The 12374-nt window shown below is 45.9% G+C and carries 13 protein-coding genes, 1 rRNA gene and 1 other RNA gene; all 15 read right to left on the bottom strand.

Annotated elements, in window-relative coordinates:
- Window positions 1–198, bottom strand: a 16S ribosomal RNA gene (locus tag Q366_RS14765); the annotation flags it as partial.
- Between the two features lie 187 nt (window positions 199–385).
- Entirely contained in the window at window positions 386–1672 is a 1287-nt protein-coding gene (gene tyrS, locus Q366_RS14760) for a tyrosine--tRNA ligase (protein WP_035240359.1), read from the bottom strand.
- 15 nt (window positions 1673–1687) lie between these two features.
- On the bottom strand, window positions 1688–3250 hold the full coding sequence (gene rny / locus Q366_RS14755) for a ribonuclease Y (RefSeq protein WP_035240358.1): 1563 nt from the start codon (window positions 3248–3250) through the stop codon (window positions 1688–1690).
- A gap of 126 nt (window positions 3251–3376) precedes the next feature.
- A non-coding RNA gene (ssrS, locus tag Q366_RS20950) (6S RNA) lies at window positions 3377–3566 on the bottom strand.
- Window positions 3567–3593: 27 nt separating this feature from the next.
- Complete coding sequence (locus tag Q366_RS14750) at window positions 3594–3890, bottom strand: cell division protein ZapA (RefSeq protein WP_035240357.1); 297 nt, start codon at window positions 3888–3890, stop codon at window positions 3594–3596.
- A gap of 37 nt (window positions 3891–3927) precedes the next feature.
- A complete protein-coding gene (locus Q366_RS14745; protein WP_245619978.1) occupies window positions 3928–4188 on the bottom strand; it encodes a hypothetical protein in 261 nt (86 codons plus the stop codon).
- A 63-nt stretch (window positions 4189–4251) separates the two neighbouring features.
- Window positions 4252–5004 carry a sugar phosphate nucleotidyltransferase gene (locus Q366_RS14740; RefSeq protein ID WP_035240355.1) on the bottom strand — a complete coding sequence of 251 codons (753 nt, stop codon included), beginning with the start codon at window positions 5002–5004 and terminating at the stop codon, window positions 4252–4254.
- A 134-nt stretch (window positions 5005–5138) separates the two neighbouring features.
- A complete protein-coding gene (locus Q366_RS14735; RefSeq protein ID WP_035240354.1) occupies window positions 5139–5546 on the bottom strand; it encodes a F0F1 ATP synthase subunit epsilon in 408 nt (135 codons plus the stop codon).
- Between the two features lie 18 nt (window positions 5547–5564).
- Window positions 5565–6971 (bottom strand): F0F1 ATP synthase subunit beta, encoded by a 1407-nt coding sequence (gene atpD, locus Q366_RS14730; RefSeq protein ID WP_035240353.1) that lies wholly within the window; start codon window positions 6969–6971, stop codon window positions 5565–5567.
- Between the two features lie 47 nt (window positions 6972–7018).
- On the bottom strand, window positions 7019–7918 hold the full coding sequence (gene atpG / locus Q366_RS14725) for an ATP synthase F1 subunit gamma (RefSeq protein WP_035240352.1): 900 nt from the start codon (window positions 7916–7918) through the stop codon (window positions 7019–7021).
- A gap of 64 nt (window positions 7919–7982) precedes the next feature.
- Entirely contained in the window at window positions 7983–9500 is a 1518-nt protein-coding gene (gene atpA, locus Q366_RS14720) for a F0F1 ATP synthase subunit alpha (protein ID WP_035240351.1), read from the bottom strand.
- Window positions 9500–10051 (bottom strand): ATP synthase F1 subunit delta, encoded by a 552-nt coding sequence (gene atpH / locus Q366_RS14715; RefSeq protein ID WP_035240350.1) that lies wholly within the window; start codon window positions 10049–10051, stop codon window positions 9500–9502. Before atpH ends, atpA begins: the two co-directional genes overlap by 1 nt.
- Complete coding sequence (gene atpF / locus Q366_RS14710) at window positions 10051–10644, bottom strand: F0F1 ATP synthase subunit B (RefSeq protein WP_035240349.1); 594 nt, start codon at window positions 10642–10644, stop codon at window positions 10051–10053. The genes atpH and atpF overlap by 1 nt, the downstream gene beginning before the upstream one ends.
- Window positions 10644–11075 carry a F0F1 ATP synthase subunit B family protein gene (locus Q366_RS14705; RefSeq protein WP_035240348.1) on the bottom strand — a complete coding sequence of 144 codons (432 nt, stop codon included), beginning with the start codon at window positions 11073–11075 and terminating at the stop codon, window positions 10644–10646. Before Q366_RS14705 ends, atpF begins: the two co-directional genes overlap by 1 nt.
- A 189-nt stretch (window positions 11076–11264) precedes the next feature.
- Window positions 11265–12374: a rod shape-determining protein RodA gene (gene rodA, locus Q366_RS14700; protein ID WP_035240347.1), complete on the bottom strand. Its 1110-nt coding sequence runs from the start codon at window positions 12372–12374 to the stop codon at window positions 11265–11267.

Below are 12374 nucleotides of genomic sequence, written 5' to 3'. Positions count from 1 at the left end.
CACTTATGTGAATCAACTTTATCCGGTATTAGCTACCCTTTCGAATAGTTATCCCAGGCTTGGAGACAGATTATCTACGTGTTACTCACCCGTGCGCCACTCTACTCAGGATTGCAAGCAATCCCTTTCTCGTTCGACTTGCATGTGTTAAGCACGCCGCCAGCGTTCATTCTGAGCCAGGATCAAACTCTCCAGTTATAATCCTTTACTAAAACTTTTTAAGGTCTGCACTTTAAGCTGTTACACTCAAGCGCATTGTCATTGACCCGCTCTTTTCTTTTTCACTGACCAATTTTCAAAGATCAAAATTTTGTCTGGTGTTTCCTGTTCAACAAAACCTGGACAATATACAGTTGAATTTGGGTTCTGTCAAACACTTTTTTAACTATTTTAAAATAATTTTGTGATATTTTTTCTTTCCTGCCCTAAGCAGGATTTCACCATCGTTCACGTCCGATTCCACAACAACCTGCTCAAAAGATTCAAGCCTCTCATTATTAATATAGGCTCCCCCTTGTTTGATAAGACGACGGGCATCGGATTTGGATTTGCAAAGGTCTGCATCGCAAAACAGGTCAACCACAAACATCTTGTCCACCACCGCCCCCTTATTATATGTACTGGTTGGCACGGACTCATCAGTTCCACAGGAAAGCGTCCCCCGGGGGATACTTGCAGAAGGCAGAAGATCAGCAGGCACTTCAACGGATCCAAACATGGACGCTGAGGCTTTAAGGGATTTTAGGGCCTCATCTTCTCCATGGGCAATTTTAGTCGCCTCATATGCAAGAATGGTTTTGGCTTTATTTAAATCCGCCCCATCCATTTTTTTTACAATTTCGATCTCTTCCATGGGAAGAAAGGTAAATAGTGCCAGAAATTTTGTCACATCCTGGTCATCGGTATTTACCCAGAACTGATAATACTCATAGGGAGAAAACCGTTCAGGATCAAGCCATACAGCACCCTTATGGGTTTTACCCATTTTTATGCCGGAGGCTGTGGTTATCAATGGAAAAGTGATTCCAAAGGCTTGTTTACCAAGGGTGCGGCGCACGAGATCAATCCCTGCCACAATGTTACCCCACTGGTCACTTCCGCCCATCTGAAGGAGACAGTCATGGGTGCCTGCAAGTTCCATGAAATCATAAGCCTGGAGTAACATATAGTTAAATTCAATGAAAGTCAGACCGTCTTCGGATTCCATCCTCGACCTAACGCTTTCTGCCTTGATCATCTTATTGATGGAAAAATGCCTGCCAATATCCCTTAAAAACGTTATGTATTCCAATTTAGTAAGCCAGGCAGCATTATCAAGCATCAATGCCTTGTCTTCAGAAAAATCAATAAACCTGGATAATTGCTTCTGTATCCCGGCTTTGTTTTCATCAATTTGATCCAGGGTGAGCACTTTGCGCAGTTCTGTTTTACCGGAAGGATCACCAATGAGCCCTGTTCCGCCGCCGACAAGTCCGATGGGCCGATGCCCATGCCGCTGCATGTGAGCCAGTGCCATAATGCACACCAGACTTCCTACGTGCAGACTTGAAGCGGTTGGATCAAAACCGATATAGCAGGTCGCCTTATTATTCTCTAAATAGTCTTCAAGCTCCTGGGTATGGGTTGTTGCCTCTATGAATCCACGTTCTTTTAAAACCGATAAAACACCCATTCTGTTTTTTCCTTATCATTTCCTGGTATATTCAACTGCTCTGGTTTCCCGAATCACAACAACTTTAACCTGGCCCGGAAATGTCAGATTTTCTTCAATCTGCCGGGCAATATCCTTTGAAAGCAGCATTGCACTTTCATCGGTAATTTTTTCACTTTCAGTGATGACCCGGATCTCACGACCGGCCTGAATGGCATAGGTATTTACCACACCGTCAAAACTATTCGCAATATTTTCAAGGTCTTCTAAGCGCTTTACATAATTTTCAAGGCTCTCTTTTCGGGCACCGGGCCTGGCACCGGAAAGCGCATCCGCGGATTGAACGATAAAATCATAAACACTTTCAGGCATCTGGTCTTCATGGTGGGCTGCAATGGCATTAACAACACTTTGTTTTTCACCGTACTTTTTAGCAAGGTTGGCGCCAATAATGGCATGGGCACCATCGACTTCATGATCCACAGCTTTTCCAATATCGTGAAGCAGCCCCATACGTTTGGCAAGTTTTATATCCAGACCAAGCTCTGCAGCTATGACCCCGGCCAGAAACGCCACTTCAACCGAGTGCTGCAGGACATTCTGGGCATAGGATGTCCTGAATTTAAGTTTGCCGAGCACCTTGATAAGTTCAGGATCAATGCCGTGTACCCCTAAGTCAAATGCAGCCTGCTCACCTGCTTCTTTGATAGCCAGATCAACTTCTTCCGTTGCACGCGCCACAACATCTTCGATACGGGCCGGATGTATTCTTCCATCTGAAATCAACTTTTCAAGGGAAAGTCTTGCCACTTCCCGTCTGACTGGGTTGAATCCTGACAAGATAACAGCTTCCGGGGTATCGTCAATAATCAGATCAATACCGGTTGCGGCTTCCAAAGCCCGGATATTGCGTCCTTCCCTGCCGATAATCCGCCCCTTCATTTCATCTCCGGGCAGGTTAACCACAGAAACCGTGCGCTCAGCCACATAGTCGCCCGCATAGCGCTGGATGGCAGTAGATATAATCTTTTTAGCCTCTTTATCCGCGTTTTCTTTAACTTCGGTTGTGATCTTTTTAACCATTTTGGCACCTTCATGTCTGGCTTCGTCCTCCATGGTTTTAAGCAGCAGCGCTTTGGCCTGCTCAAGGGTCATCCCAGAAACTTTTTCAAGCTCTTTTTTTGTATCTTCAAGAAGCTGGGCATAATATTCCTCCTTCTGAATTACAGATTCGAGTTTTTCCGCAACATCCCGTTCATTTTTTTCTATGGATCTCTCTCTTTTGACACATTGATCTTCGAGATTATCAAGCTTTTCACTTTTTTTAGAAAGTCGTCGTTCCTCTTTTTTCAATTCAGCCCGGGTCTCTTCTGTCTCGGCATCAAAGGTGCTTTTCATTTCAAGCAGGCGGGAACGGGCCTCAAGTTGTGCTTCCTTAAGCAGCGTTTGCGCTTTTTTAGTGGCGCCTTCCATGGCAACGCGTTGTTCTTCATAAAAATCAAGTTTCTGCTGATCAAGTTTTGTTTTTATCACATATAAAATGACCGCACCAACAGCCAGCAGCACCAGCATTAATGCAAGCATCATTGTAGAATTCATACAATTCATCTCCTGGAATAATGGGACACAAAAAAATGTATACCCGTGTTTCATTTCGGTAAAAGAAAAAGAATAATACTTTAGGATTAGGAGGGGATGCGGCAAAGCGTCTTTAAGATTACAACAAAATCCCCCACAGCTGCCGTGCTGTTTTTAAGGCTTTGAACCAAGGGTCCAAAAGACGGGGATTCAATAATACCTTTAGGCTTTTCCCCTGTATTCAAGGGAACGTGCTCACCAGTATCAGCGTGCGTCCCCTAAGTATTTATGCGTTAGGCTAAAGGCTGTCATACAATCACGCACATTGCAGGGGATTTTGTTATAATTTTAAAACAATGAAAATTTATTTCATTGTTTTGTCTATTTTCTCCAATAAGGATGATACTCTGTTTTCAATGTCTTTTTCAAGGTCGGAATACTTCAAACGCAGTTCATGATAATCCTTGGATAAATTCATGGCTGCAAGAAGCAGAATAGCCATCCTGTTTTTACTGCTGGTTTTGTTCTGGAAGAGGCCTTCTGCTTCATTTATATATTCCTTGACATGCGCTGCAATCTTTACCGGATCATATGTTTGATCTTTTTCCGGTTTAAACTTAAATTCTTCCCCGAAAAGCTCAATTTTAACGATTTCATCCAAGGAAATCCCTTTACCGAGTTAATATATTCATAACACTTTATAACTTTTCATCCCCGGGTACGATTTCCGAAAAACCATCCAGTTTTGAAAGGAGTCTGTCAATTTTTTCATTCATCATGGACTCCTGTCCGACATAGACATCTTCTTTTTTTATTTTCTGTTCCAGCTGATCTTCAAGCTCTTTAATTTTTGCTAAAAGCTCTGTGTTTTCTTTTTGAAAACTCTGACAAGATTCTATTAAAAAGTCGACATGAATGTTAATGTCATCAAACTTGGTTGCTATATCCTGATTATCCAATTTCTTAAGTCTCATAAAATAGTAATAAATTAGCTACTAATATATTCAGCAGCCGGATGAAAGTCAAGATAATTCATTTGATATCTTGTGAAACGCTGTATTGATGCGGCTTAACTGCGCAATGTTATTAACGCCCATGACCTGTTCAGCGTCTTGGATTATCTGAACAAATGCCTTGGCTCTGTTCCGGGCAGCTATTTCCACAAGGTCGGTAAGATAATATTCTGCCTGACTGTTATTGTTTTTAATCTGCTCTAAACCGAATTCAAGAAATTGTTTTTCAAAACAGAAAATCCCCGAATTGACGATGCAAATCTGTTTTTCCAAATCAGTTGCATCTGCCTCCTCACGTATGGCAAGAAGTTTTCCGTTGTTATCCTGGATAATTCTGCCATAACCGGTTGGGTCATTTACCTTTACTGCGAGAACAGTCAAATCTGCCTTTAGGTTTTGGTGCGCTGAGACTAAATCCGCGATGGTCTGCGTTCTTATCAACGGAACGTCGCCGCACAAAACCACAACGTGCTGAATACAGGCATCAACCCCCGGCAATGCAGCCCTAACCGCATCCCCTGTTCCCAACAACTCTTTTTGAAGGGCAAAATACACATTATGTTTTTTTAGGACATCCTTCCGAACTTGTTCGGCCTGGTGTCCGACCACGACATGAATATGACCGGAAGCAACAGGGAGAGCCGCTTCGATCACGTGGTGGATCATGCTTTTACCTGCGACTTTATGGAGCACCTTGGCCAAATCCGATTTCATGCGGCTGCCTTTTCCGGCAGCCAATATGATCACTGCAATATTGTTCATTCATCCCCCATTTCAAATAACAAATCAAGGCAATGAAAACAAAAAAGGGATGCCTTAAAAGGCATCCCTTTTTTATTCCATATTTTTTGACATTACAGGCCAGATGGTTGTCAAACCATCAGACAAGCAGGACCTCAGCGGGTTCCGGCAATTTTAGTCCGAAACATAGCCCGCTGCAAAGCAGCCTGAGCACGAACAATATCCGTATCTGCTGCTTTATCACTCAACCGCTTCTCAGCACGGCTCTGGGCCTCTCTTGCCCGGTCTATATTAATATCCTTACGACGTTCAGCAGATTCAGCAAGGATAGTCACTTTATCCGGAAGCACTTCGGCAAATCCGCCGCTGACAAAGAGCATGCGTTCTTTACCGGATGCATCTTTATAACGGATACCGCCGATTTTCAATGCGGCCAGAAAAGTTGTATGCCCTTTCAAGGCACAGAACTCACCTTCGCTGCCAGGTGCTGAAATGCTTTGGATCTCTTCACTGACAATTGCCTTTTGCGGCGTTACAACTTCAAGAAAAAATTTATCAGCCATTATGAACCTCCGAATGGGTTATTCAGCTTTGGCTTTTTCAATGGCGTCTTCGATGGCTCCCACCATATAGAAAGCATTTTCGGGAAGATCATCATGCTTACCTTCGATAATCTCTTTGAAAGACCTGACAGTATCTTCAACCTTTACAAACACGCCGGCCATACCGGTAAAGGTTTCAGCTACATGGAAAGGCTGGGACAAAAACTTCTGCAGTTTTCTGGCCCGCTGTACAGTAACTTTATCCTCGTCAGATAATTCATCCATACCAAGGATGGCAATGATGTCCTGGAGTTCTTTGTATTTTTGCAGGGTCTGCTGAACCACCCGGGCAACACTGTAATGCTCTTGGCCAATGTAAGCCGCATCAAGAATTCTGGATGTGGAGTCAAGGGGATCCACTGCCGGATAAATACCAAGCTCTGCAATCTGACGGGAAAGTACAACCGTTCCGTCAAGATGGGCGAATGTGGTGGCAGGGGCCGGGTCAGTCAAGTCATCAGCAGGCACGTAAACGCACTGTACCGCGGTGATGGAGCCCTTGTCTGTTGATGTAATACGTTCCTGAAGCTCACCCATGTCAACCGCCAGTGTCGGCTGGTAACCAACAGCAGAGGGCATACGGCCCAGGGTTGCAGAGACCTCTGAACCGGCCTGGGTGAAACGGAAGATATTATCCACAAAAAGAAGCACGTCCTGGCCTTCTTCATCACGAAAATACTCAGCACAGGTCAACGCGGAAAGCGCAACGCGGGCACGGGCTCCGGGAGGTTCTGTCATCTGACCGTAAACCAGCGCACATTTGGGAAGAACGCCGGAGTCCTTCATTTCATGGTAAAGGTCGTTACCTTCACGGGTTCTTTCACCAACACCGCCAAATACAGAGATACCGCCATGCTGCATGGCGATATTGTTAACCATTTCCATCATGATAACGGTTTTGCCAACGCCGGCACCGCCGAACATGCCCATTTTACCGCCGCGGGGGAAGGGAACCAGAAGATCGATAACCTTTACACCAGTCTCAAGAACACGAACACTGGTGTCCTGCTCTGTAAATGCGGGCGCATGTCTGTGAATGGGTCTTTGTTTTTCTCTTGAAATCTCGCCAAGACCGTCAACTGCACGACCGACAACATTAAGAACCCGACCCAGAGAAGCTTCGCCAACCGGCATCATGATGGGCGCGCCCGTATCTTTTACAGGCATGCCTCTTTGAAGACCGTCGGTAACATCCATACCGATGCAGCGAACAACATTGTCACCCAGGTGCTGGGCAACCTCAATTACAAGGTTATCTTCCATGTCCCCGATGGTGGGGTTGGTAATGGTCAAAGCGGTCAGTACCGGAGGAAGTTTTCCGGGCTCAAACTCAACGTCAACAACAGCGCCGAGGACCTGTGAAATTTTACCTATATTTTCAGCCATTTTATTCTCCTATAAAGCTGTTTTATCTATGCCTGTCTATCTGTTAATTATCCCTTAAGGGCTTCGGCACCGCCGACAATATCCATAAGGTCTGCCGTAATAGCAGCCTGACGGGTTTTATTAAATATGGTCTGCAGTTCACCCACCATATCTTCACATGCCTTGGTCGCATTCTCCATGGCCCGCATACGGGCAGCATGCTCGGATGTGGATGTTTGAAGCAGTGCGTCATATATCTGAATAAAAACATTCTTGGGGAGCATTTCACCCAGGAGCGCGTCAGATGACGGCTCGCAGATATGTTCCGGCAGGAAGGCTTCGTCTTCGGCAGGAGACTGAAGCTCATCTGCCACCACTTCATCAAGAGATGGAATGGGAAGAATCTGTTTGACCGTAGGAACCTGTTTTGCCATTCCCTGGAAGTCAGAATAAATCAGATATACTTCATCAACAGCGCCCTCAAGGAAACTGTTAATCAATGTCTGGCCTGATCCGGAAGCCACTGAGAATTCCACATTGCCGCCCACAACACCGATATACTCGGCATCCCTGGTATGGCCCTGTTTCCTGGCCCAGTCACGTCCCTTTTTGCCATAGCAGACAAAAGAGACCTCTTTTCCTTCAAGCTCAGATGTGAGCATTTTTTCAGCTTTATCAATCAGATTGATGTTAAATCCGCCACACAAGCCCCTGTCAGACGTGCACAGAAGCAGGGCCACCTTTTTTACTTCTTCCCTGGGCACCAAAAGAGGGGATGCATCCTCTCCTGATTTCCCGGCAATGGAGCCCAGAACTTCGGCAAATTTGGAAGCATAGGGTTTAAATGCTTCCATTGCATTCTGGGCACCGCGCAATCTTGAAGTGGCGACCATTTTCATGGCAGAGGTAATCTGTCTAGTCTTTTTAACACTGACTATTTTCGATTGTACTTCTTTTAACGTTGCCATATGATCTACCTTTGCGCCTATAAGTTAGTGTTTGTTTTCACAAATCCGTCCAAATCCGTCCTGATTACTTCAGGGTTTCCTTGAATTCTTCGTCATAGGCTGCAAGGCATTTTTTGAGCTTGGCCTCGAGTTCGTCATCAATCTTTTGTTTCTCTTTCAAACCGGCGAAAACTTCGGGGAACCGGCTTTCGACAAAGGGATACAGGCCAGCTTCATATGCGGCAACGGATTCTTTGGGGTATTTATCCAAAAACCCTTTGGTACCGGCATAAAGCAGGGTAACCTGTTTTTCCATGGGAAGCGGCTGGTACTGGGGTTGTTTGAGCAGTTCAACCAGTCTTTCACCACGGGTCAGCTGTTTCTGGGTAGCGGCGTCCAAATCGGAACCGAAAGCAGCAAAAGCCTCCAGCTCTCTGTACTGGGCCAGATCCAGACGAAGGGTTCCGGCCACCTGTTTCATGGCTTTTACCTGGGCTGCGCCGCCTACCCTGGATACGGACAATCCAACGTCAATGGCAGGACGGATACCTGCAAAGAACAAATCCTTGTCAAGGAAGATCTGTCCGTCCGTGATGGAAATAACGTTGGTGGGAATAAAGGCGGAAACATCACCTTCCTGGGTTTCAATGATGGGAAGTGCGGTTAAAGACCCTGCGCCAAGCTCATCACTCATCTTGGCAGAACGTTCCAGCAGACGGCTATGGTTGTAGAAAATGTCCCCAGGGAAGGCCTCACGTCCGGGCGGACGTCTGAGCAGCAAAGAAACCTGGCGGTAAGCAACAGCCTGTTTTGAAAGGTCATCATAAACAATCAGGGCATGCTCGCCTTTATCACGGAAATACTCGCCCATGGCGCAACCTGCATAGGGTGCCAGGTACTGCATGGCAGCGGACTCGGATGCAGATGCCACAACAACAGTGGTGTATTCCATGGCCCCGTGTTCTTCAAGTGCGGCTACAACCTGGGCAACCGTTGATTTTTTCTGGCCGCAGGCAACATAGATACATTTGATGCCACTTTCTTTCTGGGCAATGATCGCATCGACAGCAACAGCAGTTTTGCCGATCTGACGGTCACCAATGATCAGCTCACGCTGGCCGCGACCAACCGGCGTCATCCCATCAACAGCCTTTGAGCCGGTATAGCAGGGTTCGTGAACCCCTTTTCTGGCGATAACACCCGGTGCTACCAGTTCCATGTTCATATATATATCGGAATTGATGGGACCTTTGCCGTCAACAGGCTCGCCTGTGGTGGTTACAACCCGGCCCAGCAGCGCTTCGCCAACCGGGACGGAAGCGATACGGTCGGTTCTTTTAACGACATCGCCTTCTTTGATGACCTTGTCATCACCCAGAATGGCCACACCGACGTTATCTGCTTCAAGGTTGAGTGCCAGCCCCAGAATACCGCCGGGAAACTCAACCAGCTCCATGGCTTTTACTTTTTCCAAACCGTAAACACGGGCAATACCGTCACCCGCTGACAGAACGACACCTGTTTCGCTCAGATCAACCTGTGCATCAAATCCTTTAATTTGATCTTTTATAATCTGGCTTATTTCTTCTGCTTTAATTTCCATTATACACTCTCACCTTTTTTTAAAGTTTCCCTCATATTGATCAGCTGGGTTTTTACGCTGCCGTCAAGAACAAGATCACCGATTTTTGTGATAATACCGCCGATAAGGCTTGAATCCTTTTGCACATCAAGCACAACGGTTTTACCGGTTTTCTGGGACAAAGACTTTTGAATTTTTGTAATGTTTGTCTTGGACAGGTTCGTGGCAGCCACAACACTTGCCCTGACAACACCTTTAAGTTCATCAGCCATTGTACTGTAATACGTCGCAATGTCTCTGAGAAAACCGATCCTGCCTTTATCAAAAAGCAATGATAAAAAAGAATTCATCACTTTTGAAAAGCCTGCAGCAGCGATTACCGCCTCAAGAAGTTTTTTACGGTCACTTTTTCTGATTAGCGGGTTGATAAGAGCCTGTTCAAAACCCAGCTGGGAGTCTAAAAGCCCAACCATTGCGGAAAGCTCATTATTGTACCCATCTGCCTGACCATCCTCCTGGCCTATCAAAATCAACGCCTTGGCATAACGCCTTGAAACTGCAAGATTTTTCATTATGCCTCCACCTTTTTCAAATATTCATCGACCAGACGGTTCTGATCCTGGGTAGTGATGGATTTTTTAACGAACGCCTCTGCCTGCTCCATTGCAAGCTCCACAACTTCCTGCTTAAGAAGCACTTTTGCAGCTTTGAACTCTTGTTCGATATTGCGTTTTGCCATATCTTCAAGTTTTTCAGCCTGGGCTTCAGCCTCTGCAAGAATCCTTTTTTTGGCATCTTCACCCTGTTTGATGTAATCTTCAACAATCTTTTCAGATTCCTGTTCAAGATTCCTGAACCGGGCTTCGTATTCGGCAAGTTTCTTTTCTGCATCGGCTTTTTTCTGTTCCAGGTCTGTCAACTCCTCTTCAATCCCCTTTGTGCGGGAAGAGAAGAACTGCGCCACCGGTTTTTTAGCGATGAAAAAGCAGCCAAGCGCAAGGATCACGAAGTTGAGCACTTTCCAGGTATCAACATCATGCCATGCATTGTGATACGCTGCTTCACCGTGACCGCCGCCGGAAGCCCATACCACTGTCGCACCAGCCACAAGGGCCACGACAGTTGCGGAAACCTTAAGGTGTTTTTTCCAATTCATTTTTTCCATTAACATGCCCTCCCGAGTATCTTTTCGCCGATGGCTTTGGCATACACCTCGACCTCGGCCTCAAGCGCTTTGCGGGCCTGTTCGGTTTCTTCAGCCACTTGTGCCTTAATTTGGGCAAAGTTGGCCTGCGCTTTCTGATTGATCCGGGTAATAATTTCCTTTTCCTGAGCAGACGCCTCCTCAATGAACACCTCTTTTTTCTTAAGGCCTTCACCCCTTGCCTGTTTCAACCCTTCTTTGTAATCATCCTTTTGTTTTTCAAGATCAGCCCAGGCTCTTTCAACACCCGAGTTTAAGGTGCCGACCTTGGCTTTTCTTTCGAGAATGACCTTTCGAATAGGTTTGTACAGAACCAAGTTGAGGAGGAATAGCAGGACCAGAAAATTGACCATCTGATATATTGCTGATATATCAGGAATCACAGTTATCATAAAATTCCTCCGCCAGTTAATAATTACAAAAAAATCAACTACCTATATCCTATTGGCTGAAATCGCTCGGATCCAGCCTAAATGCTTAAAATGATCGTGACTTGAGTACCATCCAGTAGGCCTTTTGTCAACACAGAATGCAGCAATTCTAAATAGTGTCTAAACGAAAAGCCAATCACGGGTTTCCGGTCAGGCCGTGTTGAATTTTCGCATGCTGATATTGAGTAAGATTCCAAAACCGACCATGTTGGTCACAACCGAGGACCCCCCATAGGAAACCAGGGGCAAAGGCACCCCGACCACCGGCATCAGGCCCATAACCATGCCGACATTTATAAAAATTTGCCAGAATATCATAATACTGACACCCATTGCCAGAAGGGAGCCAAACATATTCCGGCAACTATAGGAAATATTCAACCCCCAGAACAGCAAGATAAAATAAAGGGTTAACAGCACCCCGCACCCCACAAGCCCCCACTCTTCGGCCAGTACGGAAAGAATAAAATCAGTGTGCTGTTCAGGCAGAAAATTTAAAGCATTCTGGGTTCCATGGAGAAATCCCTTCCCGGTAAGCATGCCCGAACCTATGGCGATCTTGGACTGAATGATGTGATACCCTGCACCAAGGGGATCCCGTTCAGGGTTCAAAAAGGTTAAAATTCTGTCTTTCTGATACGCTTTAAGGCCGAAAAACCATACCAGGGGCACCAGGGAGAGCCCCGTCCCCACCAGGGTGAATAAAACTTTTTTTTCGACTTTTACAAATAAAGTAAGACACCCGGCAATAAGCAAAAGCAGAAGCCCTGTACCAAGATCGGGCTGGATAACGATGAGACTAAAGGGGATAATACATAAAATCACCGGCTTGATCAGATGCCTGAACCCTAGGCCTTCTGGACTGATACTGTCTGCGTATACCGAAGCCAGGCTGATGATCAAAGAAATTTTCATCAGCTCCGAGGTCTGTATGCGAACAGGGCCTAATACCAGCCAGCGCTGGGAACCGCCGCCGGTATGCCCCGCAAGCCAGGTGGTCACCAGAAGTCCGACACAGGTGGCATAGATAAGGAGATGAAGTTTGCCAAACTCTTTAAAATCAATGACAAGGCACCCCATCATGATGACAAACCCAACGGCCATCCAGACAACCTGTTTTTTAAAAAGGGCGGGCAGAACATTTCCGGCGTATCCTGCGGTCACCGCCGAATAAAGAATGGTCAATCCCAGAATACAAATAACGAAAATAAGTAATAAAAATCCCCAGTCAAAATTTGATATGAGACGGCGGTCAAACAT

This window comes from Desulfobacter vibrioformis DSM 8776 (assembly GCF_000745975.1).
Classification (GTDB): Bacteria; Desulfobacterota; Desulfobacteria; order Desulfobacterales; family Desulfobacteraceae; genus Desulfobacter; species Desulfobacter vibrioformis.
This window is presented reverse-complemented; position numbering and strand designations above follow the sequence as displayed.